At 66.3% G+C, this 25,467-nt stretch carries 29 protein-coding genes; 14 read left to right on the top strand and 15 right to left on the bottom strand.

What is annotated here, in order from left to right:
* Window positions 1–23 precede the first annotated feature (23 nt).
* Window positions 24–572 (top strand): hypothetical protein, encoded by a 549-nt coding sequence (locus tag C8J45_RS08580; RefSeq protein WP_107962825.1) that lies wholly within the window; start codon window positions 24–26, stop codon window positions 570–572.
* Window positions 569–1,588 carry a family 43 glycosylhydrolase gene (locus C8J45_RS08575; RefSeq protein WP_258191370.1) on the top strand — a complete coding sequence of 340 codons (1,020 nt, stop codon included), beginning with the start codon at window positions 569–571 and terminating at the stop codon, window positions 1,586–1,588. Before C8J45_RS08580 ends, C8J45_RS08575 begins: the two co-directional genes overlap by 4 nt.
* Here C8J45_RS08575 and C8J45_RS08570 read toward each other — a convergent pair.
* From C8J45_RS08570 to C8J45_RS08555, 5 genes are all read right to left on the bottom strand, one after another.
* Complete coding sequence (locus C8J45_RS08570; RefSeq protein ID WP_107962824.1) at window positions 1,583–2,857, bottom strand: NAD(P)/FAD-dependent oxidoreductase; 1,275 nt, start codon at window positions 2,855–2,857, stop codon at window positions 1,583–1,585. The genes C8J45_RS08575 and C8J45_RS08570 overlap by 6 nt on opposite strands.
* Window positions 2,850–3,113 (bottom strand): hypothetical protein, encoded by a 264-nt coding sequence (locus C8J45_RS08565; protein WP_107962823.1) that lies wholly within the window; start codon window positions 3,111–3,113, stop codon window positions 2,850–2,852. Before C8J45_RS08565 ends, C8J45_RS08570 begins: the two co-directional genes overlap by 8 nt.
* Window positions 3,110–4,309, bottom strand: a complete 1,200-nt coding sequence (locus tag C8J45_RS08560) for an acyl-CoA dehydrogenase family protein (protein ID WP_107962822.1) — start codon at window positions 4,307–4,309, stop codon at window positions 3,110–3,112. Before C8J45_RS08560 ends, C8J45_RS08565 begins: the two co-directional genes overlap by 4 nt.
* Entirely contained in the window at window positions 4,306–4,437 is a 132-nt protein-coding gene (locus C8J45_RS19575; protein ID WP_258191369.1) for a hypothetical protein, read from the bottom strand. The genes C8J45_RS08560 and C8J45_RS19575 overlap by 4 nt, the downstream gene beginning before the upstream one ends.
* A 173-nt stretch (window positions 4,438–4,610) precedes the next feature.
* Entirely contained in the window at window positions 4,611–5,252 is a 642-nt protein-coding gene (locus C8J45_RS08555; RefSeq protein ID WP_107962821.1) for a TetR/AcrR family transcriptional regulator, read from the bottom strand.
* A 170-nt stretch (window positions 5,253–5,422) separates the two neighbouring features.
* Here C8J45_RS08555 and C8J45_RS08550 point away from each other — a divergent pair, with 170 nt between their 5' ends.
* Together C8J45_RS08550 and C8J45_RS08545 are read left to right on the top strand one after the other, a co-directional pair.
* Complete coding sequence (locus C8J45_RS08550) at window positions 5,423–6,613, top strand: acetyl-CoA C-acyltransferase (protein WP_107962820.1); 1,191 nt, start codon at window positions 5,423–5,425, stop codon at window positions 6,611–6,613.
* A 115-nt stretch (window positions 6,614–6,728) separates the two neighbouring features.
* Window positions 6,729–7,787: a CaiB/BaiF CoA-transferase family protein gene (locus C8J45_RS08545; RefSeq protein ID WP_107962819.1), complete on the top strand. Its 1,059-nt coding sequence runs from the start codon at window positions 6,729–6,731 to the stop codon at window positions 7,785–7,787.
* A 10-nt stretch (window positions 7,788–7,797) separates the two neighbouring features.
* On the opposite strand, the gene C8J45_RS08540 is transcribed toward C8J45_RS08545, so the two are convergent.
* Entirely contained in the window at window positions 7,798–8,661 is an 864-nt protein-coding gene (locus C8J45_RS08540) for a CoA ester lyase (RefSeq protein ID WP_258191368.1), read from the bottom strand.
* Between the two features lie 231 nt (window positions 8,662–8,892).
* On the opposite strand from C8J45_RS08540, the gene cysD reads away from it, so the two are divergent.
* From cysD to C8J45_RS08525, 3 genes are read left to right on the top strand one after another with little or no spacing between them, the layout of a single operon-like run.
* Window positions 8,893–9,798 carry a sulfate adenylyltransferase subunit CysD gene (gene cysD, locus C8J45_RS08535; protein ID WP_107962817.1) on the top strand — a complete coding sequence of 302 codons (906 nt, stop codon included), beginning with the start codon at window positions 8,893–8,895 and terminating at the stop codon, window positions 9,796–9,798.
* On the top strand, window positions 9,798–11,735 hold the full coding sequence (gene cysN, locus C8J45_RS08530; protein WP_107962816.1) for a sulfate adenylyltransferase subunit CysN: 1,938 nt from the start codon (window positions 9,798–9,800) through the stop codon (window positions 11,733–11,735). Before cysD ends, cysN begins: the two co-directional genes overlap by 1 nt.
* Entirely contained in the window at window positions 11,732–12,481 is a 750-nt protein-coding gene (locus tag C8J45_RS08525) for a 3'(2'),5'-bisphosphate nucleotidase CysQ (RefSeq protein ID WP_107962815.1), read from the top strand. Before cysN ends, C8J45_RS08525 begins: the two co-directional genes overlap by 4 nt.
* 13 nt (window positions 12,482–12,494) lie before the next feature.
* On the opposite strand, the gene C8J45_RS08520 is transcribed toward C8J45_RS08525, so the two are convergent.
* Together C8J45_RS08520 and C8J45_RS08515 are read right to left on the bottom strand one after the other, a co-directional pair.
* The gene (locus tag C8J45_RS08520; protein WP_107962814.1) at window positions 12,495–12,752 is read right to left on the bottom strand and encodes a hypothetical protein; all 258 of its coding nucleotides are present in this window, start codon (window positions 12,750–12,752) and stop codon (window positions 12,495–12,497) included.
* 39 nt (window positions 12,753–12,791) lie between these two features.
* Window positions 12,792–13,685, bottom strand: a complete 894-nt coding sequence (locus tag C8J45_RS08515) for an aldo/keto reductase family oxidoreductase (RefSeq protein ID WP_107963003.1) — start codon at window positions 13,683–13,685, stop codon at window positions 12,792–12,794.
* Window positions 13,686–13,779: 94 nt separating this feature from the next.
* Here C8J45_RS08515 and C8J45_RS08510 point away from each other — a divergent pair, with 94 nt between their 5' ends.
* The 4 genes from C8J45_RS08510 (at window position 13,780) to C8J45_RS08495 (ending at window position 17,650) form a co-directional block, all read left to right on the top strand.
* Window positions 13,780–14,685 (top strand): LysR family transcriptional regulator, encoded by a 906-nt coding sequence (locus tag C8J45_RS08510; RefSeq protein ID WP_107962813.1) that lies wholly within the window; start codon window positions 13,780–13,782, stop codon window positions 14,683–14,685.
* A gap of 79 nt (window positions 14,686–14,764) precedes the next feature.
* Window positions 14,765–15,487, top strand: coding sequence for a response regulator (locus C8J45_RS08505; RefSeq protein ID WP_181321160.1), 723 nt, complete (start codon window positions 14,765–14,767; stop codon window positions 15,485–15,487).
* The gene (locus C8J45_RS08500) at window positions 15,484–16,818 is read left to right on the top strand and encodes a HAMP domain-containing sensor histidine kinase (protein ID WP_258191367.1); all 1,335 of its coding nucleotides are present in this window, start codon (window positions 15,484–15,486) and stop codon (window positions 16,816–16,818) included. The genes C8J45_RS08505 and C8J45_RS08500 overlap by 4 nt, the downstream gene beginning before the upstream one ends.
* Before the next feature lie 67 nt (window positions 16,819–16,885).
* Window positions 16,886–17,650 (top strand): calcium-binding protein, encoded by a 765-nt coding sequence (locus C8J45_RS08495; protein ID WP_107962811.1) that lies wholly within the window; start codon window positions 16,886–16,888, stop codon window positions 17,648–17,650.
* A 4-nt stretch (window positions 17,651–17,654) separates the two neighbouring features.
* Here C8J45_RS08495 and C8J45_RS08490 read toward each other — a convergent pair whose 3' ends face one another.
* Window positions 17,655–18,170, bottom strand: a complete 516-nt coding sequence (locus C8J45_RS08490; protein WP_146168593.1) for a Spy/CpxP family protein refolding chaperone — start codon at window positions 18,168–18,170, stop codon at window positions 17,655–17,657.
* Window positions 18,171–18,204: 34 nt separating this feature from the next.
* Window positions 18,205–18,396 (bottom strand): hypothetical protein, encoded by a 192-nt coding sequence (locus C8J45_RS18895; protein WP_146168592.1) that lies wholly within the window; start codon window positions 18,394–18,396, stop codon window positions 18,205–18,207.
* Between the two features lie 183 nt (window positions 18,397–18,579).
* On the opposite strand from C8J45_RS18895, the gene C8J45_RS08480 reads away from it, so the two are divergent.
* Complete coding sequence (locus tag C8J45_RS08480; RefSeq protein ID WP_107962808.1) at window positions 18,580–19,875, top strand: glycoside hydrolase family 130 protein; 1,296 nt, start codon at window positions 18,580–18,582, stop codon at window positions 19,873–19,875.
* A gap of 56 nt (window positions 19,876–19,931) precedes the next feature.
* Here the strand turns inward: C8J45_RS08480 and C8J45_RS08475 are convergent, their stop codons facing one another.
* A complete protein-coding gene (locus tag C8J45_RS08475) occupies window positions 19,932–20,519 on the bottom strand; it encodes an isochorismatase family protein (protein WP_107962807.1) in 588 nt (195 codons plus the stop codon).
* A gap of 81 nt (window positions 20,520–20,600) precedes the next feature.
* Between C8J45_RS08475 and pncB the strand changes: the two genes are divergently transcribed.
* Window positions 20,601–21,905 carry a nicotinate phosphoribosyltransferase gene (pncB, locus tag C8J45_RS08470; RefSeq protein ID WP_107962806.1) on the top strand — a complete coding sequence of 435 codons (1,305 nt, stop codon included), beginning with the start codon at window positions 20,601–20,603 and terminating at the stop codon, window positions 21,903–21,905.
* A gap of 146 nt (window positions 21,906–22,051) precedes the next feature.
* Here pncB and C8J45_RS08465 read toward each other — a convergent pair whose 3' ends face one another.
* Window positions 22,052–22,390: a DUF2794 domain-containing protein gene (locus C8J45_RS08465; RefSeq protein WP_056051400.1), complete on the bottom strand. Its 339-nt coding sequence runs from the start codon at window positions 22,388–22,390 to the stop codon at window positions 22,052–22,054.
* Window positions 22,391–22,403: 13 nt separating this feature from the next.
* Window positions 22,404–23,096 (bottom strand): serine O-acetyltransferase EpsC, encoded by a 693-nt coding sequence (gene epsC, locus C8J45_RS08460; RefSeq protein WP_056057758.1) that lies wholly within the window; start codon window positions 23,094–23,096, stop codon window positions 22,404–22,406.
* A 161-nt stretch (window positions 23,097–23,257) separates the two neighbouring features.
* Here epsC and C8J45_RS08455 point away from each other — a divergent pair, with 161 nt between their 5' ends.
* Entirely contained in the window at window positions 23,258–24,025 is a 768-nt protein-coding gene (locus tag C8J45_RS08455) for a sulfite exporter TauE/SafE family protein (RefSeq protein WP_056052944.1), read from the top strand.
* Between the two features lie 116 nt (window positions 24,026–24,141).
* Here the strand turns inward: C8J45_RS08455 and C8J45_RS08450 are convergent, their stop codons facing one another.
* Together C8J45_RS08450 and C8J45_RS08445 are read right to left on the bottom strand one after the other, a co-directional pair.
* Window positions 24,142–24,660, bottom strand: a complete 519-nt coding sequence (locus tag C8J45_RS08450) for a carboxymuconolactone decarboxylase family protein (protein ID WP_056057750.1) — start codon at window positions 24,658–24,660, stop codon at window positions 24,142–24,144.
* Between the two features lie 128 nt (window positions 24,661–24,788).
* Window positions 24,789–25,334 carry a peroxiredoxin gene (locus C8J45_RS08445; RefSeq protein WP_055879693.1) on the bottom strand — a complete coding sequence of 182 codons (546 nt, stop codon included), beginning with the start codon at window positions 25,332–25,334 and terminating at the stop codon, window positions 24,789–24,791.
* Between the last annotated feature and the right edge of the window lie 133 nt (window positions 25,335–25,467).

Here is a 25,467-nt window from a genome sequence, read left to right as displayed (position 1 = left end):
CAGCGAGCACAGGAGTTACGATCATGCGAATGACTGTCCTCGCCGCGCTGGGGCTGACCGCGTTTTTGGCGTCGCCGATCGTGGCGGCAGATACCCCGAGCATGGCGGACCGGCTCGTCAACGATCCGCGGGTGGATGCACTCAATCCGTACGGGTTGCGGCTTACTCCTACGGTCCGCGCCGACAAGTCCGTCCAGTTCGGCAAGGCGCTTCGTGTGCCGTTGAAGGGGCATACAGACTTCTGGCGAGTTGGCGTGACCACCCCGGTACTGAAGCCGGTCAGGAAGGGCGACCAGATCGTCATCGCCTTCTGGGCGCGTGCGGAAGAGACCGAGAATGGCGCACCCGGCAGGATCGGGCGCGTTCAGCTGGAGGCGACGCCGGTCGTCAGGGCAATCTTCGAGCAGCCGTTCGAGGTTAGCCGGGACTGGAAGATGTACCAGTTGAAGGGCATCGCGGACCAGGACTACGGCCCCCGCCAATTGAACGCGGCGCTGCACCTGGACTCCGCCAAGCAGGTGCTCGATCTCGGGCCGGTGTTCGTGCTCGACTATGGACAGCCCGCGCAATGATGCGCCGGTCCGGAATGCGCTGGATTGTCAGCGCGGTCGGTGTCGCGCTCGTCATTGCAACCGCGGCGATCGCCCGCAACCCGGTGTTCCAGGGTGCCGATCCACACGCGATGATGATCGATGGCGAGATGTGGATCTTCCCGACCGGCGGCCCCGGCGGAAGCTGGGCGGCGGACCGGTTCGGGGCCTTCTCGTCGCGCGATTTAAAGACCTGGACCAGCCACGGTGAAATCCTCCGCCGCGATCAGATCCGCTGGATCGGCGACGATGGTGCGAAGGCGCATTTCCTCTGGGCACCCGGCGTCGCGGCGCGCGGCGGCAAATGGTATATCTATTATTCGGTCGGGCCGCAGAATCCGACACCGAGCCGGATCGGCGTCGCGGTCGCCGATGCGCCGCAGGGACCGTATCGCGACAGCGGACGTCCATTCGTCACCGGCGGACGAAGCGCGAACGGCGAGTTCGAGGCGATCGATCCGATGGCGTTCGTCGATCCGCGTTCGGGCAAGGCCTACCTCTATGCAGGCGGCAGCACCGGCGCGAAGCTGCGCGTCTGGGAACTCGGTCGCGACATGGTCAGTCTCGCCCGCGAAGTTGCGGTCGACCAGCCCGCCAATTTCACCGAAGGCGCGTTCCTGCATGAGCGGAACGGCGTATATTACCTGTCATACAGCCACGGCCATTGGGATCGCCCGGATTATTCGGTCCATTACGCCACCGCCCGCTCCCCAGTCGGACCATGGCGATACCGCGGCGCGATCCTGACGAGCGATGCGCGGCATCAAGGGCCGGGCCACCACAGCTTCATCCGCACACCTCAGGGCGAGTGGTTGATCGTGTATCATCGCTGGGATCAGCGACCGGGTCCCGGACAATTAAAGGGTGAACGTCAGGTGGCGATCGACCGCGTCCGCTACGGCGCCGATGGCACGATCCTGCCGATCGCGATGACCGATGGCGAAGAAGCGCCGACCTTGCCCCTCAACAACCACTCGAGTCCTCATCCTGCCTTATGAGCGAGGTTGCTTGAAATCGAGAATCACCTCGTCCTCAGCGCGGATCGTCTTCAGGTCGATCATGGAGTCAGCCAGCACTGTCGGGTCGGCGTGCACCGACCCGACGACCAGTGCGCGGCCCTGCACATAATCCCGCACGCGGTTGACGCAGTCGAGCGCGATCACCCGTCCGGCTTTCAGGTAGATCACCGAAAAGCTGCGCTCCGCGGGATCGCCGCGCAAAACCGCTTCGTCGTAGCCCGTCGACAATCCGACCGTCTGGAGCTTGAGGTCGTACTGGTTCGACCAGAACCACGGCACCGCATGATAACGCTCGGGCGCGCCGGTCAGCATCTTGGCCACGGTCGTCGCCTGGTCGTTCGCGTTCTGCACCGACTCCAGGCGGATCGTCGCGCCATTCGCGAACGCGTTTGCATGGGCCGCGCAGTCGCCGATCGCAAAGACGTCGGGCAACGTCGTGCGGCAATGGCCATCGACCAACACGCCGTTATCCCCCGCGGCCCCGGCCGCAAGCAACGGCGCGACGGCGGGCACGATCCCGATCCCGACGATCACCATCTGGCATTCGAGCAGCTCGCCATCGGCGAGGCGGACGGCGGATGCTGCGCAGTCCGCCCCCTCGATGCACGACACCGCGACGCCCGTCCGCAGGTCGACGCCGTGCGCGCGGTGCTCGGCTTCGTAGAACCGCGACAACGGCTCGCCCGCGACACGCGCCAGTACGCGGTCCTGCGCCTCGACCAGGGTGACATGCTTGCCGAGCTTGGTGAGCACCGCGGCTGCCTCGAGCCCGATATAGCCGCCACCGATCACGACGACGCGCTGGACCGAGGGCAGTTCGGCGATCATCCGGTCGACATCGGCGCGTGTCCTGACGCTATGGACTCCCATGAGGTCATGGCCGGCGCAGGTGAGCCGCCGCGGCGCGCCTCCCGTGGCCCAGATCAACGTGCCATACCCGATGACGCCGCCGGTCGCGGTCGTCACTCGGTGCGCCTCGACATCGACGCTCGCGACGGTCAGCCCAGGCCGCAACGTGATCCCGCGGTCGCCCCAGAACGTTTCGGGGCGCAGGAGGATACGCTCGAACGGCTTGTCCCCCGAGAGATACTCCTTCGACAAGGGCGGTCGCTCGTACGGCAGCGAGGGCTCGTCCCCGAGCAGCGCGATCGTACCGCCATGATTGCGCTGGCGCAGACTGATCGCCGCCTGCGCCCCGGCATGGCCCGCGCCGACGATCAATACGTCGTAATACTCCAGTTCAGACATTGCCCATCCTTCGCGAAGTCCCCGCACGCACCGCCTGTTGCCAACCAAGGTCAGCGATACACCGCAGGTCGGCGACCAGCCGCAAGGCGTGATCACGCGGTAAGATCCGGTCAGACCAGTTGCCCTTGGACAGTTCGATGACGAGCGAACCCGCAAATTCGTCGACGTCCGCAGCCATCCGTTCGGCCAACCGCGTCTCGTCGAACCGGTGCGCGTCACGCGCAGGTCCGCCTACCGCGAACGCCGGCTCGCTCATGCCGTGGTCTCGGACGCCTGCGCCGCTTTCCAGTCGCGCTTGATCTTCTTGGCCAGGCTCCATTTGTGAACCTCGGTCGGGCCGTCATAGATCCGGAACGCGCGGATCTCGCGAAACACCTGCTCGACGATCGTGTCGCCGGTCACGCCGGTGCCGCCCATCACCTGGACGCAGCGATCGGCGATCCGCATCAATGCCTCGGAGACCGCGACCTTCGCCATCGAGCTCTCCGCGGTGCCGAGCGAGCCCCCGTCGAGCACGCCTGCGCACCAGTCGATCATCAGTTCGGCCTGACGCAGGTCGATCAAATTCTCGGCGAGCATGAAGCCGACGCCCTCGTGATCGACCAACGGCTTGCCGAACGCATGGCGCCGACAGGCATAGTCGGTGGCGATCTCGTTCGCGCGGATGCACGCGCCGAGCCAGCGCATGCAGTGCGACAGCCGCGCCGGCGACAGTCGCACCTGCGCATAGCGAAACCCCTCGTGCGGCGCGCCGAGGATCGCGTCGGCGGACACGCGCAAGCCATCGATCGCGATCACCGCATGACCGCCGGGCATCGAACTGTCGATCGTGTCGAGCACGCGTTCGATGCGGATCGCTGGATCGGGCAGGTCGACGAGGAACATCGTCGCCGCGAGCTTGCCGTCGCCGGGATCGGTCCGCGCCATGACGATGCCGATCTTCGCGCCGTCCGCGCCGGTGATGAACGCTTTCCGCCCATCGATCACCCAGTGGTTGCCGTCGAGCCGCGCGGTGGTCTGCATCATCGACGGGTCCGAGCCCGCGCCGCCCTCCGACGCGGGTTCGGTCATGAAGAACGCCGAGCGCGCGTCGCCGGCGACCATCGGCGCGAGGAAACGCTCCTTCTGCGCCGCCGACCCCGCCTTGCCGATCAGGTACATGTTGCCCTCATCGGGGGCCATCGTGTTGCACGCGAGCGGCCCGAGCGGCGACAGGCCCGAGCGGATCAGGACGTGCGCGGTCTCCGCCTGAGTCAGGTGATCGCCGTCATCGAGGATATGCGGCGTCAGGACGCCGGCGTCGCGGGCGAGCCCTCGCATCTCCTGGACGAGCTCGTCGGACGGCCCGTGGCTGCCGCGGCGCGGATCGCGTTCGAACGGCACGACGACATCGCGGACGAATCGTTCGACCTGTTCGCCGATCGCCAGCGCGCGGGACGTAAGGGCGGTCACAACGACTGTCCGTCGTCGATCGTGAAGTCCGAACCGGTGATACCCGCGCTTGCGTCGGACAGGAGATAGATCAGCATGGTGTCGAGCGAATCCTCTTCGAATAATTTGCAGCACGGCCACGCCTGCAACCGACGCGCCGGGGACGAACCATGCTTCGCCCGCGTCGTAGAATCACGGCATTCGCACCGGCTTGCGCGACGATGACGACACCTGTGCTAACCACGGGCATCCCATCTTCTCCGGTAGCGCCGTGCGGATCCGACGACTTCGTACGCATCGCGCTGCCCTATCGTCCAAACGCTCAACGGGCCGGACGCAAGCCGGCGCACAGCATTTCGACGATATCGCGCGCGACCTCCTGCGCGGACATCGGCCCGTCCGCGCGAAACCAGCGCGCCGGCCAGTTGAGCGCACCCGCGAGCGTGAACGCCGTCAGTCGCACGTCGAGCACCGTCGCCGACCGATCCGCCACTGCCGCTTCGATCATCGCCCGCATCGTCGCGTCGATCTCCGCCTTCAAAGCGCGAAACTCCTTCCGCGCGTCCGGCGACAAGACTTCGTCGGGCGTGCGGATGACGCAGCGACCGAAATCGTCCATCGTCACTTCGGCATAGCGGCGGAGAAACGCCTTTAGCCGTTCCAGTCCATCGCCCTCGATCCGCTGCGACTGTTCGGCGGCGAGACGCAATTGCTCCAGACCGATGCGAACGCACGCGAACAGCACCTGATCCTTGTTGCCGAGATGATGGTAGATCACCGGCTTGGTGACGCCCAGGCTTGCCGCGACATCGTCAAGCGACGTCGCGTGAAACCCGCGCTCGTTGAACATCATCACTGCCGCCCGCAGCAACGCATCGCGCTTTTCGAGACGCAGCGCCTCGCGCGCCGCCAAGCTTTGAAACGGCGACGGCGACGGCGTTCTCAATGCAGGTTGGCCGGGCATACCCGTTCTTGACACATAGCCGGCGCCGCGCGCAACTACTCGCCAGTAGGGTGGATACCCGGTCGTATGGCAATTTCGCGCACGCAGACCGATATCACCGTCGAGAGGGTCGTACGCCGACACTGTCGTACGAGCGCGTCGAGTTCACGCCGAGTCCACGAGGGAAGACCATGTCCGAAGATCCGATCATCATCGCCAGCTATGCCCGCACGCCGATGGGAGGCTTCCAGGGGGCGTTGTCCGGCGTAACGGCGGTCGAACTCGGCGCGACTGCGGTTCGTGCGGCGGTCGAGCGCTCGAAGGTCGATCCGGCGATCATCGACCGCATCTACATGGGCTGCGTGCTGCCCGCCGGGCTCGGCCAGGCCCCCGCGCGGCAGGCTGCACTGGGTGCCGGCTTGCCCAATTCGGTCGAGGCGACCACCGTCAACAAGATGTGCGGCTCCGGCATGCAGGCGACCATCATGGCGACCGAGGCGCTGATGGCCGGCACCGTCGACGTGGTGATCGCCGGCGGCATGGAGAGCATGACCAATGCGCCGTTCCTGCTGGCCAAGCACCGCTCTGGCGCACGGATCGGCCATGACGTCGTGTCGGATTCGATGATGATGGACGGCCTCGAAGACGCGTACGAGAAGGGCAAGCCGATGGGCGCCTTCGCCGAGGACACCGCAGGCGAATACCAGTTCACGCGCGAGGATCAGGACGCGTTCGCGATCGAAAGCCTGACGCGCGCCAGCGCCGCGATCACCAGCGGCGGCTTCGCGGACGAGGTCGTGCCGGTGACCGTCAAGACGCGTGGCGGCGACGTGATCGTCAGCGAGGACGAACAGCCGGGCAAGGCCAAGCCCGAGAAGATCCCCGGCCTGCGCCCCGCATTCGCCAAGGACGGCACGATCACTGCCGCCACCTCCGCCTCGATCTCCGACGGTGCCGCCGCCCTCGTGCTGACGCGGGCGAGCGTTGCCGAGAAGCTGGGCCTGGCGCAGGAAGCGCGGATCGTTGCGACCGCGGCGCACGCGCATGCCCCCGCGCTGTTCACGACCGCGCCGGTCTCGGCGATCCGAAAGGTTCTCGACCGTGCAGGCTGGACCGTCGAGGACGTCGACCTGTTCGAGGTGAACGAGGCGTTCGCGACCGTCGCCATGATCGCGATGCGCGAGCTCGGCATCCCGCGCGAGAAGCTGAACGTCAACGGCGGCGCCACCGCGCTCGGCCATCCGATCGGCGCCAGCGGTGCGCGGATCATCGCCACGCTGGTCGCCGCACTGAAGCTACGTGGGCTGAAAAAGGGTGTCGCGGCGCTCTGCATCGGTGGCGGCGAAGCCACCGCGGTGGCGGTCGAACTGATCGGCGAATGACGCGCAAACGCTTCGTTTTCCTGCGCACGCAGGAATCTAGGACCACGGACGGCAACGCTCGTGATGCTGGGCTCCTGCTTTCGCAGGAAAACCGAGCAGTTAGAGAACCTGCCCGGTGACCGCGCTCGCCGGCCTTCGCGTCGTCGAGTTCGCCAGCATCGGGCCCGGCCCGCATGCCGCGATGCTGCTCTCCGATCTCCGCGCGGAGGTGCTGCGGATCGAACGGCCCGGCGGGGGCTTTCGCAATCCGGTGCTCGACCGCGGCCGCGCCCGGCTCGCGCTCGATATCCGAACGCCGGAGGGGCGAGAGCAGGCGCTGGCGATCACGGACCGCGCCGACGTCGTGATCGAAGGGCTTCGACCGGGCGTGATGGAACGGCTCGGGCTTGGTCCGGACGTCATGCTCGAACGCAATCCGCGGCTCGTCTACGGGCGGATGACCGGATGGGGACAGACCGGGCCGCTCGCGCAGGTCGCGGGCCACGATCTCAATTACATCGCACTCAGTGGAGCGCTCGCGGCGATCGGCACGCCAGGAACGCCGCCGCCGCCGCCGCTCAACCTGATCGGCGATTTCGGCGGCGGGTCGCTGTATCTCGTTACCGGTATCCTGGCAGCGTTACTCGAACGCGCGCGATCGGGGCTTGGGCAAGTCGTCGATGCAGCGATCGTCGACGGGGTCTCGTCGATGATGGCGCTGTTCGCGGGAATGGTCCCGGCCGGCGTCATGTCGATGGACCGCGAGCGCAATCTGCTCGGCGGCGCGGCGCCGTTCTACCGCTGTTACACCTGCGCCGATGGGCGGTACGTCTCGGTCGGCGCGATCGAGCCGAAATTCTATGCCGAACTGCTCGATCATCTGGGGCTCCCCGCCGACCTAGCGGCGGACCAGATGGTCGTCGAGCGCTGGCCCGAAACCGCGCGACGCTTTGCCGCGGTGTTCGTGACCAGATCGCGGGACGAGTGGTGCGATGCGCTGGAAGGCACCGACACCTGCTTTGCGCCCGTGCTCGAACTCGACGAGGTGCCGACGCACCGCCACATGGCGGATCGCGGTGTGGTCATCGACGGCATCTGGCAGGCAGCCCCTACCCCGCGCCTGTCCCGCACGCCGGGCCGGATCGCCCCCAGCTCCGATGGCACGGCGCTGCTGGCGGAATGGGGCGTCGGCTAGGACGCCCGGATCACGCGCGCCCGATTTGCCGCAACAGATGCTCCGCGCGCGACAGATATGGTCGGTCGAGCATGCCGCCCTTGTAGCCGATCGTGCCGAAGCCGGGGTTCGCCGCGAACAGATCGACGATCGCCTGCGCCTCGGCGATCTCCGCCTCGGTCGGCGTGAAGGCGGCGTTGATCACGTCGACCTGCGCCGGGTGGATCGCGAGCATCCCGCGGTAGCCGTCACGCCGGACCTGCTCCGCGCGCGTCTTCAGCGTGTCCAGATCGCGGAAGTCGCCCTGGATCGTCTCGATCGCGGTGACCCCTGCCGCCGCGGCACCCAGCAGGCACATCGACCGCGCCAGTTCGTAGGTAAAGCGATAGCTGCCATCCGGATTGCAGTTCGCGCTCGCGCCGATCGAGTCCGCCAGGTCCTCCGCGCCCCAGGTCAGCGCGACCACCCGAGGCGCGCCCTTATAGTCGCCCGTGTGGAACATAGCTTCCGCCGTCTCGGTGATCAGCACGATCACCGGGGTCGACCCGATCGCGATGCCGTTCGCCGCCTCGAACGCCGACAGGTAATGGTCGAGACGTTCGACGTCCTGCCGGCCCGTGACCTTGGGCAGCATGATCCCGCCCGGCCGCGCGGGCATGACCGCGGCGAGATCGGGCAGCGTATACGGCCCGTCGAGCGGATTGACCCGCACCCACATCCGCGCGCGGTGCGCGACGTTCGCGGTCAGCACGTCGTGGACGGTCTGGCGCGCGAGTGGCTTGTTTTCGGTCGTCACCGCGTCTTCGAGATCGAACAGGACGATGTCGGCGCTGCCCTCGACCGCCTTGGTCATCTTGCGCTCGCTGTCCCCCGGCGCGAACAGCCAGGAACGCATTTTCAAAGATGCAACGGACATGGCGGCATGGTCCCAGACGGATCGAAACAGGCGCGTTGCGTACGGCGTCGATCGCTGGCGGGCAACTGCGGCGCAGGGTTCGCCGCGAAATCGTGCATGGTGCGCGGCGCCGTCATTGCGGCATGAGATAGCGAAGCGTTCCCCGACCGAAGAATGCATTGATTGCCGACACCGCCCTGCGCCGGGCAAACGGCGCCGCGGAGACACATCATGGCGAAGACACTCACCCATCTGGAACGGCTCGAGGCGGAGGCGATCCACATCCTGCGCGAAGTCGTCGCCGAGGCCGACAAGCCGGTGATGCTATATTCGGTCGGCAAGGATTCGGCCGTGATGCTGCACCTTGCGCGGAAAGCCTTCTATCCGTCGCCCCCGCCCTTCCCGCTGCTGCACGTCGACACGACCTGGAAATTCCAGGAAATGTACAAGTTGCGCGACCGGATGGCGGCGGAGAGCGGCATGGAGTTGCTGGTCTACCAGAACCCCGAAGCCGCCGCGCGCGGGATCAATCCGTTCGATCACGGCGCACTCCACACCGACATGTGGAAGACGGAGGGCCTGAAGCAGGCGCTCAACCTGCACGGGTTCGACGCGGCGTTCGGTGGCGCGCGGCGTGACGAGGAGAAATCGCGCGCGAAGGAACGCATCATCTCGTTCCGTACCGCGACGCATGGCTGGGATCCGAAGAACCAGCGCCCCGAATTGTGGAACCTCTACAACGCCCGAAAATCGAAGGGCGAGAGCATCCGCGTGTTCCCCATCTCGAACTGGACCGAGCTCGACGTCTGGCAATATATCCAGCTCAACGACGTGCCGATCGTGCCGCTCTACTACGCGGGCGTGCGCCCCACGGTAGAGCGCGACGGCATGCTCCTGATGGTCGACGACGACCGCTTCCGCCTCGAACCCGGCGAGGTCCCGGTCGATCGCTCGATCCGCTTCCGTACGCTCGGTTGCTATCCGCTGACCGGCGCGGTCGAGAGCACGGCCTCGACGCTGTCCGAGATCATCCAGGAAACGCTGCTGACGACGACCAGCGAACGCCAGGGCCGCGCGATCGACAAGGATGCCGGCGGCGCAGGCATGGAGAAGAAGAAGCAGGAGGGCTATTTCTGATGAGCGACATCGCAACCCAGGAGTCGGCCTATCAGACCGACGCGCTCATCGCCGAGGATATCGACGCGTATCTCGACCAGCATCGCAACAAGACGATGTTGCGCTTCATCACCTGCGGCTCGGTCGACGATGGCAAGTCGACGCTGATCGGTCGGCTGCTGTACGATTCGAAGATGATCTTCGAGGATCAACTCGCGGCGCTCGAGGCGGACAGCAAGCGCGTGGGCACGCAAGGTGGCGAGATCGACTTCGCGCTGCTGGTCGACGGACTTGCCGCCGAGCGCGAACAGGGCATCACGATCGACGTCGCCTATCGCTTTTTCTCGACCGAAAAACGCAAGTTCATCGTTGCGGATACGCCGGGTCATGAGCAATATACCCGCAACATGGTGACCGGCGCCTCGACCGCCGATCTGGCCGTGATCCTGGTCGATGCGCGCAAGGGCGTGCTCACGCAGACCAAGCGGCACAGCTACCTGGCGCACCTGATCGGCATCCGGAACCTCGTGCTCGCCGTCAACAAGATGGACCTGATCGGCTACGATCAGGCGCGCTACGACGAGATCGTCGCGGACTATACCGAGTTCGCAAAGAGCATCGGCATCACCGCGTTCACGCCGATGCCGATCTCGGGCTTCAAGGGCGACAACATCTCCCTCAGGTCCGAAACCATGCCCTGGTATTCCGGTCCGACGCTGATGGAGCATCTCGAAGCCGTCGATGTCGATGTCGACGACGATCAGGCCAAGCCGTTCCGGATGAGCGTGCAATGGGTCAACCGCCCCAACCTCGATTTCCGCGGTTTCTCGGGCCAGATTGCCGCCGGTACGGTCAAGCCCGGCGATGCGATCCGCGTCCTGCCCGGCGGCAAGACCTCGACGATCAGCCGGATCACGACGCTAGACGGCGATCTCGACGAGGCCGTCGCGGGGCAGTCGGTCACGCTGTCGTTCGCCGACGAGATCGACTGCTCGCGCGGCAACGTCATCGCTGCGTCGGATGCGCCGCCCGAGACCGCCGATCAGTTCGAGACGACGATCGTCTGGATGGACGACGAGCCGCTGATCGTCGGCCGCTCCTACTGGTTGAAGCTCGGCACGCAGATGGTGTCGGCGACGGTGCGCGAGCCGAAATACCAAGTCAACGTCAACACGATGGAGCGGCTCGCGACCAAGACGCTCGAATTGAACGCGATCGGCGTTGCGGAGATCACGACGGACCGCGCGATCGTGTTCGAGGCCTATGCGCAGGACGGCGCGGCACCGAACAAGGTGCTCGGCGGGTTCATCCTGATCGACAAGATCACCAACGCGACCGTCGCGGCGGGGATGGTCCACTTCAGCCTGCGCCGCTCGCAGAACGTCCATTGGCAGGCGACCGATATCGGCCGCGAGGCGCATGCCGGGCTGAAGAACCAGAAACAGGCGGTGCTGTGGTTCACCGGGCTGTCGGGTGCGGGCAAGTCGACGATCGCCAACGAGGTCGAGAAACAGCTCAACCTGATGAACCGCCACACCTTCCTGCTGGACGGCGACAACATCCGTCACGGCCTGAACAAGGACCTGGGCTTCACCGAGGCCGACCGGATCGAGAATATCCGGCGCGTCGGCGAGGTCGCCAAGCTGATGGCGGACGCGGGGCTGATCGTGCTCACCGCGTTCATCTCGCCGTTCCGTGCCGAGCGGGACATGGTGCGCGCGATGCTGCCCGCGGGCGAGTTCATCGAGATCTTCGTCGACACGCCGCTCAATGTGGCGGAAGGTCGCGATGTGAAGGGTCTCTACAAAAAAGCACGGGCGGGCGATTTGAAGAACTTTACCGGGATCGACAGTCCTTACGAGGCGCCGCGGAATGCCGAGATTCGCGTCAACACCGTCGAGATGACGCCGGCCGAAGCCGCCGCGTTCATCGTCCGCCAGATCATGCCGCTTAAATGACGGTCATCGAAAGCGACGTCCGTCTCGCCGAACGACTCGCGACCGAGGCGGGGGAGATATTGCTCGCGTTGCAGAAAAGCAGTGCGCTGACCGGCAAGGATCTCGGCAAGGCGGGCGACGAACAGGCCAACAGGTTCCTCATGCGGATGCTGCGCGCGGCGCGGCCCGACGATGCGATCCTATCCGAGGAAGAGAAGGATACCGGCGATCGCTGTTCGGTGCGGCGCGCGTGGATCGTCGATCCGCTCGACGGCACGCGCGAATATGGCGAAGGGCGGACCGACTGGGCGGTACACGTCGCACTTGCGATCGACGGTGTCGCGATCGTGGGCGCCGTGGCGCTGCCGGGACTCGGGATGACGCTGACCTCGGGTTCGCCGAAGCCGCTGGAACCGGCGGGCGATCCGCTCCGCATGCTGGTCAGCCGCAGCCGGCCTGCACGCGAGGCGGTGGCGGTCGCCGAGACGTTGGGGGCGACGCTGGTGCCGATGGGCTCGGCGGGCGCAAAGGCGATGGCGGTGGTCCGCGGCCAGGCGGACATCTACCTCCACACCGGCGGTCAATATGAGTGGGACAACTGCGCGCCGATCGCGGTCGCGCAGGCGGCCGGGCTGCACGTCAGCCGCGTCGACGGATCGCCGCTCGTCTATAATTGCGCCGATCCGTATCTGCCCGACCTGCTGATCTGTCGGATGGAACTGGCGGCGCGCGTGCTCGACCTGGTGAAAGCGTTACCGCCCGCCTGAACGGCGGACGGTATCAGCCGTCGGAGGCCACCAGTTCGACGAACTCGAAGTCGTAGCGCTGCCACCCGCGTTGCGTCGCGGCCTCGGCCAGTGCGTTGCGCTTCTTCTTCGCCTCGACGAGCGATTTGGTGTGGCCCCAGAAGATCTCGGTCTTGCCGTTGGCCAGCACCGCGACGATCCGCCAGTAATGCGTGAACGGCGTCGCGGTCGGGCCGATCGTCTTCACATAGCCGTCGGGCAGCGTCGCGGTGAGGTAGCGTTTCTTGGCCATGACGCTGCCGTTAGCCGTCCGCCGCCCGGACGGAAATGCTTACTCGTTGGCGGCGTCCTTCCCGATCCGATCGAGTGTCGCGATCGCGTCGGCCGGCAACACGATCTCCTTAGCCGCCAAATTCTCGTGCAGATGACCGACCGACGACGTGCCGGGGATCAGCAGGATGTTCGGCGACCGCTGCAACAGCCAGGCTAGTGCAACCTGCATCGGCGTCGCGTCCAGGTTCCGCGCGACGTCCGACAACGCGGTCGACTGCAACGGCGAGAACCCACCGAGCGGGAAGAACGGGACGTACGCGATCCCCGCGTCCGCCAGATGGTCGATCAGCGCGTCGTCGTCGCGGTACGCGAGGTTATACTGGTTCTGCACGCAGGCGATCGTCGCCATCGACCGCCCTTCCGCGACCTGCATCGGCGTAACGTTGCTGAGCCCGATATGGCGGACCAGACCCTGCCGCTGGAGATCGACAAGCGTCGCAAGCGGCTCGGCGATCGAGCCCTCGGCGGGTCCGTGCACGTCGAACATGATCCGCAGGTTGACGACGTCGAGCGTCTCCAGTCCGAGGTTGCGCAGATTGTCATGAACCGCGCTGGTCAGCTCCGCCGCCGATGTAGCAAGGTCCCATGACCCTTCCGGCCCGCGCCGCGCGCCGATCTTGGTGACGATTACGAGGTCGTCGGAATACGGGTGCAGCGCCTCGCGGATCAGGCGATTGGTGACGTGCGGGCCATAGAAATCGCTCGTATCGATATGGTTGACGCCGCCCGCCACCGCCGCACGAAGCACCGCCAGTGCCGCGTCGTGATCCTTTGGCGGACCGAATACGCCCGGCCCTGCGAGTTGCATCGCGCCATAGCCGATCCGCTTCACGCTACGATCGCCCAATCTGACGGTGCCGGCGCCGGCAATCTCTGTGTCGAACTGCGTCATGGTCGTGTCCTCCATTGTGTGACCGCAATATGGACCCGACGCTATTTTGGGATAACAGGGCATTATCGGCACAGGCCGTTCGGAAGGACGCACAATGGCAGCGGACATCGGCGATCTGAACGCATTCGTCACGGTCGCCCGCGCGGGCGGTTTTCGCGAAGGTGCGCGCGCCAGTGGCGGGAGCGCTTCCGGACTGAGCGAAGCGGTCAGGCGGCTCGAAGCGAAGTTCGGCGTACGGTTGCTGAACCGGACCACGCGGAGCGTCGCGCCAACCGAAGCGGGTGCGCGGCTGCTCGACCGGCTCGGGCCGGCGCTGGCCGAAGTCGAGGCGGCGCTCGACATGGTCAACGGCTATCGCGATTCACCGTCCGGACCGCTGCGGCTGAACGTGCCGGTCAGCGCCGCGCGGCTGGTCCTACCCAGCATCGTGCCCCCGTTCCTGGCGGCCTATCCCGACATCGAGTTGCACGTGATTGCGGAGGACGGCTTCGTCGACATGCTCGCGGCGGGATGCGATGCGGGAATCCGGTACGACGAACGGCTGGAACAGGACATGATCGCGGTGCCGATCGGACCGCGCGAACAGCGTTTCGCGACCGCTGCGTCGCCCGGCTATCTCGCGCGCCGCGGCACGCCTTCGCATCCCCGCGACCTGCTCGATCACACCTGTATTCGCGGTCAGTTCGCCAGCGGCGCGATGGACGATTGGGAGTTCGAGCGCGACGGTGAGGTCGTCAAGGTCGCGACGACCGGCCCGTTGATCGTCCGGATCGGCGCAGCGACCGATCTCGCGGTCGACGCCGCGATCGCGGGGACCGGCATCATCCACCTCTTCGAGGATTGGCTGCGACCGCATCTCGACAGCGGCGCCCTGCTACCCGTGATCGAGCCATGGTGGCAGCGCTTTTCCGGCCCGTTCCTCTATTATCCCGGTCGGCGATATCTGCCGGCGCCACTTCGCGCGTTCATCGATTTCGTCGCAGCCCGGCGGATTGTCTAATGGCTTGTCCTGCTTCGGAAATCACCGCCGCCGCCGATGCTGAAACATGCCGAACACACTCATGCCCCAGGAACGCCCGATGACTCCACGTTCCGCGCTCGATTCGACGAAACCCGTGCTGCTGGTGGTCGACGACGATCACATGATCCGCACGCTGCTGGCGCAAAGCCTCGGCATGCACGGCTATCAGGTCGAGACCGCGACGAATGCCGCCGAAATGGACGGCGTGCTGGCGCGGTGCCCGGTGTCGCTGATCCTGCTCGACGTGATGATGCCGGGCGAGGACGGCCTGTCGGCCTGCCGTCGACTGGCGCGAGCGGGCGCGCCGCCCGTGGTGATGCTGAGCGCGCTCGGCGACGAACCCGATCGGATCCTCGGGCTGGAGATCGGGGCGAGCCATTACCTGTCCAAGCCGTGCAGTCCGCGTGAAATCCTGGCGACCGTCCGTGCCGCATTGCGCGCCCGCGAGATGCAGGATGCGGGCGAAAGCCGTGCGTTCGGTTTTCTCGGCTGGCGGGTCGATTTCGCCTCGCACGAACTGTTCGATCCCGAGGGCGTGCTTATCGACCTGACCGATGGCGAGTTCGCGGTGCTGCGCGCCTTTGTCGAGCGACCACGCCGCGTGCTGGCGCGCGACGCGCTGCTGGAGGCGGCACGCGGGCCCGACACCGAAGCATTCGATCGCGCGATCGACGTCCAGGTCAGCCGCTTGCGCCGCAAGCTCAGGTCGCGCGGGGACGAGATCATCCGGACGATCCGCAACGAAGGCTATTTCTTCGTTCCGCGCGTGGTGCGCCAGTGAGGAGCAGCGTTCAGCGTTCATGGCCGCTGTTTCTCCGCATCTTCGCGCTGATGCTCGGAACGGTGCTGCTGGTGCAGATCCTCAACTTCGTGATCCTGCTGATGATGCCGCCACCGACGCCGGCGATCTTCACCGCCAATCGCGTCGCCGCCGTCGCACGGGCGGGGCGTGATCCTACCGGGTTGCTCAAGAGCGAGATATCGAACGGACCACCACGCCAGACTGACAATCCACGCGATCGCCGCATCGCCGCGTCGATCGCCGGCGACCTCGGTCTCCCCCGGACGAAGGTGACCGTGGAAACCGAGCGCTCGGCGATGCCGATGTTCGCCGGCGCGTTTCGCCCGCCGATGGCGATGGGCATGGGACCGCGGCATCATCCGCCATCGTTCGATACCGCGTTGTTCGGCCCCTTCGTCGTCTCGATCGAAACACCGGACGGCCGGTGGCGCGTGATCCAGCCGAGCCACAACATGATCGGCCCTTGGCGGATGCGGATCATCCTGTGGTTCCTGGTCGCGATGGCGGTTGCAGCGCCGATCGCCTGGGCGCTCGCACGACGAGTCGCCAAGCCGATCAAGCTGTTCGCCGCCGCCGCCGAACGGCTCGGTCGCGATCCGCGGACCGATCCACTGCCGGTCGCGGGTCCGCCCGAAATCGCCGAGGCCGCCAGCGCGTTCAACCTGATGCAGGAGCGGCTGAACCGGTATGTCGAGGACCGGACGACGCTGATCGCCGCGGTCGCGCATGACCTGCGCACGCCATTGATGCGGTTGTCGCTGCGGCTCGAAAAAGCGCCCGACGATATCCGTGCGTCGAGCGAAGGCGACATCCAGGAAATGAACCAGCGGATCGGCTCGGCGATGGCGTTCGTCCGCGACATGACCCGCCATGTCCGCCGCCAGAAGCTCGACCTTCGCTCGCTGGCGGAGAGCGTCACGGACGATTTCGCCGACCGCGGCGACGCGGTCGTGCTGCATCCGGGCGACGCTCTGGCGCTCGAAGGCGATGCGCCGTCGCTGAAGGCGCTGCTGGCGAACCTCGTCGGCAATGCCGTCAAATACGCCGGCCACGCCGACGTGCGGCTGCGGCGCGAAGGTGGAGTCGCGATCGTCGAGGTTTCCGATTCCGGTCCGGGAATGGCGCAGGCCGATCTGGAGCGCGCGTTCGAGCCGTTCTTCCGCGCCGAACAATCGCGCAACCGCGACACCGGCGGCAGCGGGCTCGGCCTGGCGAGCGTCCGCGCGGTCGCTCGCGGCCATGGCGGCGACGCGACGATCGCGAACCGGCCCGAGGGAGGCCTGATCGCGCAAGTAACGCTGCCGGTGTGAAAATGGTCTGAAATCTAGCGGCAACGATCGCAGTGTCAGACCGCCGTCGAGGAACCGAGGAGTCTGCATGCGTATCGTCCTTTTGATCGGCCCTGCCGCCACGCTGGCCGGGTGCGCCGCGGATACCTCCCGATCGCACCGACCGCACCGTGGCGGTGGCCCGGAACACGGCAGAGGCCAGCTCTTCATCAGTCCGATGGGCGAACCGTTTCGCGCGTCGCAACGATCGGGTGCGGCGCAGGACCTCTGGTTCGCGGGTGCCGACGCTGATGGCGACGGCCGCGTCACGCTGGCCGAGTTCCAGCGCGATGCGACGCGGTTCTTCGCGGTGCTCGACCGGGGCAAGGACGACGAGATCGATCCCGACGACATCGCCTTTTACGAAAACGTGCTGGTCCCGGAGATCCGCGTGACGTCGGGTGGACGTGGCGGGTCGCCCGAAGGCCGCGGGCGCAGCCGTGGCGGGCCGGGCGGCGGCGGACCGGGCGGGGGGAACCGCGGAGGTGGTAGCGGCGGGGGCGGAGCCGGCGGCCAGGGCATGCATTTCGGCGATGGCGACAAGAAAAGCACCGCTGCGGTCCACGAACGGCTCGGTGCGGCGCGCTTCGGATTCTTCGACCTGCCGGAGCCGGTCATCGCCACCGACGTCAACCTGAACCGCGGCATCGATCCGGCGGAGTTCGCGAAGGCCGCAACCACGCGGTTCGCCGCGCTCGACCGGAACCACAATGGCGCGCTGACCCGCGGCGAGTTGCCCCGCGCGGGTGCCGAGACGTGGCGGAACGGTTCGGACGAACCGCCCGCCCCGCCGCCGCCAAGCTCCGAACCCTGATCCGTCAGGGGCGCGGTGGCATGCCGCCCATCGGCGGTGGCGGGCCATCGCCGTCGTGCATCGGTCCGTGCGGCCCCGGTCCCCGTCCTGGTCCATGCCGCAACCGCATCAACGCTTCGAACGACCGGCGCTGGCCCGCATCGAGCGCCGCGTAGAACGTCCGTGCCGCGGCGATACGCTGCGTATCCTCCGCCGAACGCCGCGCGGCGTCCTGCGTCATCCGGTCGAGATGCTGCGCAAATCCGTCGGCTGGTGGCGCCGTGTCCGTTCCGGGCTCCGTTGACCGACCATGCTCGGGACGCGGAGGGGGCGCCATCGACTGCAGGAACGCAGCCAGCGCCGGACGTTGCGGCGCACGCAGCCCGAGCAGAAGCGCGATGTCGTCGGCCTCCTGCGCCTGCATCCTGGCGATCGCTGCCGGTGGAGGGCCACGTTCCCCGCCATGCTGTGCGATCGCCGCGGGTGTTGCAGCGAACACCCCCAAGGCCATCAGCGGCCCGGCCAATATCGTCTTTTTCATCAGGTCTTCCCCTTTCGTGAACACGGTCGCCGGCTCATCCGAGCAGTCCCGAGACGATCCATCGGCGACTGACCGCGGACTTCAGGATCGCCGCGCCGCAGCACCGACAGGCAGAGCGCTGGATCGGCTCGCCCTTGATGTCGCGGTGCCGTGACCGCGGCGTATGACGGCCAAGCGCGCAGCCTGCTGCCGCCGCCAACGGTTGCGGTGATGATGACGTCTGCACGCTGCCCCCTCCGATCGATCGAGGCCATCGTCTGGCAGGCGATGTTTTCCGCAGTGTTTCGGCAAGGTTGCAGCACCGACGCAGCGCATATCCGTGACGCCGTTTTCATGTAGCCATCGCAGCGGTTTCGGCGTTCACTGCCGGGCAAGCACCGCGCTCCTGCGCGCGTCATTGGAGCCGATCATGGCCGAACCCGATCTCGTCTCTTTTTCCGATATCCAGTTGCGCCCCGATCCGTCGCGTACCGTGATCCGGCCGTTCAACGTCGAATATCCCGGCGCGTTCAAGGTCGACGGCCATCCGCGCGCGATCCGCGTGATCGACCGCGTCCTGTCGCTCACCGCGGACGAGCTTTCCGCGGAGCGCGAGCGCGTGATGGTGTCGCTCGACGAACGCCACCGCGACGTCGACGATCTGTTGCTGCACCGCTTCGGCGTCGTGATGGCCGTGGTGAACGACCCACGTTCGATCGATCGCGACCAGCAGCTGCTGATCGGTGCCTATCTCAGCGAGGAATATTCGTTCGAGGCCGCCGCGTTGTTCAATCCGAGCATGGTCCTGCATCCCGATCAGAGCGGTGCACCCGAGGGCGGGCTGCGCTTCATCCTGTCGCTGCGCGGGATCGGCGAAGGCCATGTCTCGTCGGTCACGTTCAGGACCGGACGCTGGTCGCCAAACGACGGCTTCTCGGTCGACCCCGCCAGCCAGACCGCGGTGCCGCCGCGGGTCGAACCGAACGACCAGGGCGCGACCGATGGCGGCCCGACGCGGCTGCAATGCGGCGCCAGTCACGAACTCTCCGAGACGGTGCTTTTCCCGATCCTGCCGAGCCAGCGCCAGGGGATCGAGGATCTCCGTCTCGTTCGCTTCGAGGACGCCGGCGAGGTGCAGTATCTCGGCACCTATACCGCGTTCAGCGGCTCGGAAGCGCGGTGCGAACTCTTGCGCGGCGAGGATTTCAAGACGTTCGAGATGCAGCCGATGCGCGGCGCGGTCGCCGCGACCAAGGGCATGGCGTTGTTCCCGCGCAAGATCGATGGACGCTATGCGATGCTCGGGCGGCAGGACAACGAGAACATCTGGTTCATCACCTCGGACGACCTGCTGACCTGGGACGGCGGCAGCAGGATCGTCGAGCCGAAATGGCCGTGGGAGTTCATCCAGATGGGCAATTGCGGATCGCCGATCGAGATCGACGAGGGCTGGCTGGTGCTGACGCACGGCGTCGGCAGCGTCCGCAACTACTGCATCGGTGCATGCCTGCTCGACAAGGCCGACCCGACCAGGCTGCTCGCCCGCATGACGCACCCGCTGATCGTGCCCAGCCCGAAGGAACGCGACGGCTATGTGCCCAACGTCGTCTATAGTTGCGGCGGGATCGTCCATGATCGGACGTTGCTGCTGCCGTTCGGCGTGGCGGACAATTTCGCGTCGTTCGCGACGGTGGATGTCGGGCGGTTGCTCGCGGCGATGGCGTAGGCGCTCGCCGATCCTCCCCGCCAAGGCGAGGATCGTCCGTCCAGCGATACGTCAAGTCAGACGACGCGTGCCTTGCCCGCGAAATCTTCCGCGGCAACCACGTCGATCTGCCGTTCGATCCCGCGCGTCAGCCCTGCCGGGACAGTCACCGTGAAGCCCCGCGCGATCAGGCCTTCGACCGCCCAGCGGACGCAGTAGTCCGCCGCGACGCCGATCACCGTGACGTCGGTGACGCCGTCCGCGGCCAACGCGGTGAAGAAGTCTTCGCGCAGGATCGTCGGCTTGCTCGCATCGCGCGCGTCCTCGATCGCCAGCCCTGGCTCGGCCCACATGTCGAACACGCCCTTTTCGATCCGCCACGCCGGGATCGCCGGATCGACCAGCGCGACGTCGAGCATGTTGCCCCACCCTTTCGTGCCCCGCACGCAGTGGATCGGGAACATCGCCGCCTCGGGCGAGGCAGCGTAGGTCTCGCGGAAATGCGTATCGAAGGTGAAGAGGACACCCGCAGTGTCGGCAGCGGGCAGCGCCGACAGCCACGCCTGCATCGGCGCGACCAGTGCATCGGCCCCCGCCACGCTCAGCGCGCCGCCCTCCGCCATGAAATCCCATTGCGTATCCACCACGACCACGAACCGCGCCATCGCCCGTCTCCTTTGCCCGCTGCTTGACACAAACGCGTCTTCTCGGACACCCGCACCGCAACAACGCAGGAGCCCACGCGCATGGCCGTGACCGATATCGCCACCCGGACGTACAATCACAATTTCCGGCTCGATCCGATCGTGCGCAGCCTGCTGGATACCGATTTCTACAAGCTGTTGATGTTGCAGATGATCCGGCAGGTCTATCCCGACGTCAGCGCCACCTTCGCGCTCATCAACCGAAGCAAGACCGTGCGGCTGGCGGAGATCGTCGATGAAGCCGAACTGCGCGCGCAGCTCGATCATGCGCGGACGCTGCGGTTCGCGAAGAAGGAGCTGATCTGGCTGGCGGGCAACAGCTTCTACGGCAGGCAGAAGATGTTCGGCCCGGAGTTCCTCGCCTGGCTCGCCGAGTTCCAGCTGCCTGCCTACGACCTGCGGAAAGTCGACGGGCAGTATGAGCTGCATTTCGAGGGGCCGTGGACTCACACGACGATGTGGGAGATCCCCGCGCTGACGATCATCAACGAGCTGAAGTCGCGTGCCGCCCTGCGCGATCGCGGCCGGTTCGCGCTCGACATCGTCTATGCGCGCGCCAAGGCCAAGCTGTGGGAGAAGGTCGAGCGGCTGCGCGAGTTGCCCGACCTCGTGCTGTCGGATTTCGGCACGCGGCGACGGCACGGGTTCCTGTGGCAGCGCTGGTGCGTAGAGGCGTTGAAGGAAGGGCTCGGCGACCGGTTCATCGGCACCTCCAACGTGCTGCTCGCGATGGATGCGGACCTCGAAGCGATCGGGACGAACGCGCACGAACTGCCGATGGTGACCGCCGCGCTGGCAAACAACGACGCCGAGCTTGCCGAGGCACCGTACCGCGTGCTCGAGCATTGGCGGCAACATTATAACGGAAATCTGCTGATCGCCCTCCCCGACGCGTTCGGGACAACTGCGTTCCTGCGCAACGCGCCGCACTGGCTGGCGGAGTGGACCGGCTTCCGTCCCGATAGCGCGCCGCCGATCGCGGGCGGCGAGCAGATCATCCGCTGGTGGGAGGAACAGGGCGTCGATCCCAAGACCAAGCTGCTGATCTTCTCCGACGGGATGGACATCGACACGATCGAGCAGACGTATCGCCATTTCCACGGGCGGGTGCGGATGAGCTTCGGCTGGGGGACCAACCTGACCAACGACTTCCGCGGATGCGATCCCGATGGGGCGGCCGCGCTGGAGCCGATCTCGCTGGTCTGCAAGGTGATCGCTGCGAATGGCCGCCCGGCGGTAAAACTGTCCGACAATCCGGCAAAGGCGACCGGCGAACCCGCGGAGATCGCACGGTATCTGCGGGTGTTCGGCGAAGCGGACCGCGAGACCGCGCCAGTATTGGTGTGACCCTATCGATCCTCCCCCGCCAGGGGGAGGTGTCGCCGAAGGTGACGGAGGGGGAGGACACGGAACAGAAGTTGCCCTTTCCTCCCCCTCCGTCAGGCAAGCGCCTGCCACCTCCCCCTTGCGGGGGAGGATCAGGAATTCTCGCCTTAGTCCTCGACCAGCTTCATGAACCGCCGCTCGACTGGCGCCAGCACAGGCCCGAGTTCATGGCCGCGCTTCACCACCGCGCCGGCCTCGCCGATCAGCGCCCACATGCCCTGCTTGTTACGTAGCGACGGGCGTTTCTCGATCCTGAACTCCGGCCGTTCCGCGGCGCGGCGGAAGGCGGCGAAGACCGCGGCATCCTTGCCGAGATCGATCGCATAGTCGCGCCAGTGGCCCGCTGCGACCATCCGGCCGTAGAGATCGAGGATACGGTTCAGTTCGAGGCGTTCGAAGCCGACCTGCGTCGCCTTGGACGGTGTGGGAAAAGGAACGACGCCCATCAGTTATCCACCATCATGCGCGGTCGCGACGGTCCTCTGGATGCTCATCGGCGAGCAGCGCGTCGAGCCGCTTGCGCATCGTCTCCAGCTCGCACCTCATGATCTCCATCTTCTGCGTGGCGGGATCGAACATCTCGCTGCACGGCGTCCCGTAAGGCACGAAGCGCGGCACCTCGGGCGCGTTGCCGCCCTCGATCGTCGTTGCGCGGGCGGGGATGCCGACCACCGTCGTGCCCGCCGGGACGTCGCGCGTGACGACGGCATTGGCGCCGACGCGAGAGCGCTTGCCGAGCGTGATCGGGCCCAGCACCTGAGCGCCAGAGCCGATGATCGCGCCGTCGGAGATAGTCGGGTGGCGCTTGCCCTGCACGCCATTGTCGGGGCTGGTGCCGCCGAGCGTGACGCACTGGTAGATCGTCACGTCGTCGCCGATCTCCGCGGTCTCGCCGATCACCACGAAGCCGTGGTCGATGAAGAAATTGCGGCCGATCGTCGCGCCGGGATGGATGTCGATCGCCGTCGTGAAGCGCGACCAGTGATTGACGCAGCGCGCGAGGAAATAGAGCTTCGCCTTGTACAGGCGATGCGCGATCCGGTGATAGCCGAGCGCCCAGACGCCGGGATACAGCATGATTTCGGCGCGCGAATGCGGTGCGGGATCGCGGGCGCGGATCGAATCCAGATAGGCCAGTAATCCGCTCGACATCCGCAGTCCCCTTCGCGATTTCCGTATCTAGGGTATCGAACGACCGATTTCCAGAACCGCGCGCATGGCCGTCTCAGCCCATTGGGATCGGGGTAAAGCCTATCTTTGTTGTGGGATAAGCCCGCGCGTTGCACTCTGCGCACGATATTGAGGGGATGCCGATGTTCGACCTGACGACCTTGAGCTTCGAGACGCTGTTGCCGTTCATCCTGGTCGGGTTCGCCGCGCAGATCGTCGATGGCGCGCTGGGGATGGCGTTCGGGGTGATTTCGAACACGTTGCTGCTGTGGGTCGGCGTGCCGCCGGCCGCGGCGTCGGCGGGCGTGCATACCGTCGAGACCTTCACCACCGCGGTGTCGGGGATCAGCCATGTGCTGCACAAGAACGTCAACTGGACGCTGTTCCTGCGGTTGATGATCCCGGGCGTGATCGGCGGCGTGCTGGGTGCGTACGTGCTGTCGAACATCGACGCGAGCACGGCGAAACCGTTCATCCTCGCGTATCTGACGTCGATCGGCGTGTATCTGCTTTACCGCGGGCTTCGTTATCCGCCGAAACAGAAGGAGCCGAAGATCGTCGAGCCGCTCGGGCTGGTCGGCGGGTTTCTCGATGCGGCGGGTGGGGGCGGCTGGGGGCCGGTCGTGACGTCGAACCTGCTGGTGCAGGGCGCATCGCCCCGCACCACGATCGGGACGGTCAACACCGCGGAGTTCTTCCTGACCGCGACGATCTCGGCGACGTTCATCACGCAGCTTGGCTGGGCGGCATTCACGCAGGCCACGGTGGGGCTGCTGATTGGCGGCGTGCTGGCCGCACCTTTCGGGGCAATGCTGGCGAAGCGCGTGCCGGCGAAGACGCTGATGGTGCTGGTCGGCGTGATCCTGACGATCACCAGCCTGTTCGGCCTCTACCGCGCGATCTGGCACTGACCGAACTCCCCTCCCGCTTGCGGGAGGGGTCGGGGGAGGGGCGTGCCAAACACGGCGTCGTGCTTGAGGCCAGCCCCTCCCCTAACCCCTCCCGCAAGCGGGAGGGGAACAGAAGATCAAAGCGTCGCGTGAACCGTCGCAACCGCCGCCATCACCGCGCCGATCCGCACCGATGTCTGGATCGCCTCCGCCGTAACGCCGGCCTTCTTTAAAATCTGCTCATGGCTGTCGATGCACATGCCGCAGCCGTTCATCGCCGACACTGCAAGGCTGAAGAGCTCGAAATCGACCTTGTCGATGCCGGGCTGGCCGATCACGTTCATCCGCAGCTTGGCGGGCATGTTGCGGTATTCCTGGTTCCCGGCGAGGTGCGTGAAGCGGTAATAGACGTTGTTCATCGCCATCACCGCGGCCGCTGCGCGTGCTGCGTTCGCGGCCTCGGGCGAGAGCTTCGGCGCGCATTCGGCCTCGGCGGCTTCGACCAGCGGTTTGTAGCCCGAGCCGTGGGCACAGGTGAGCAGCAGGCCGTATTTGCGCTGGTCGGTCAGATGCGTCTCGTTCAGCAGCGAGCCGACGTTGAGGCGGATGTCCTTGGCGTAATCGGGCAGCGTCCCGGCGAATTCCTTGAGCGACATGATAATTCCTTCTGCTCCCCTTCGGCCTGCGGGAGGGGGCGGGGGAGGGACTGGAGACAAAAAGAGAGGGCGGCCCGTATGGACACGCCCTCCCCCAACCCCTCCCGTGAACGGGAGGGGAGTTTTAGTTACGCAGCGAGCTGGAGGACGTCGTCGCCCTTGTTCCAGTTGCACGGGCAGAGCTCGTCGGTCTGCAGCGCGTCGAGCACGCGAAGCGTCTCGGCGGGGTTGCGGCCGACGTTCAGGCCGTTGACCTGGACCGCCTGGATGACGTTGTCCGGATCGATGATGAACGTCGCACGGAACGCGACATGCTCGTTCTTGTCGACGATGCCGAGCGCGTCGGCGAGCTTCGCGCCGTTATCCGCGAGCCACGGGAAGTCCGCGGCGGCAAGGTCCGCGTCCGACTTGCGCCACGCGAGGTGGACGTGCGCGGTGTCGGTCGACGCGCCGATCAGCACGGCGTCGCGGTCCTCGAAATCGCCGCGGATGTCGCTGTAGCCGACGATCTCGGTCGGGCACACGAACGTGAAGTCCTTCGGCCAGTAGAACAGCACCTTCCACTTGCCGGGATATGCCGTCGTCAGGTCGAGCGTCTCGCCGGCGGGCAGCGCTGCGGTGCCCTGCTGGACGGGAATGGTCATCGATGGGAACTGGTCGCCGATGGTCAACATGATGGAAGCCTCCTGGAAATAAACTTGGCTCCAGGCATCCTCAAAGGCAGCGGTTGGCCCGCTCGGTCGTTGTGCGATGCGGTATATGGGGGCTGGTGTAATCGATCCAACGCTCTATTTATCATCTGATGAT

It is taken from the genome of Sphingomonas sp. PP-CE-3G-477, assembly GCF_003050745.1.
Lineage (GTDB): Bacteria > Pseudomonadota > Alphaproteobacteria > Sphingomonadales > Sphingomonadaceae > Sphingomonas.
The sequence above is the reverse complement of the archived record's forward strand: the minus strand, read 5'-3'. Positions and strand labels throughout refer to the sequence as shown.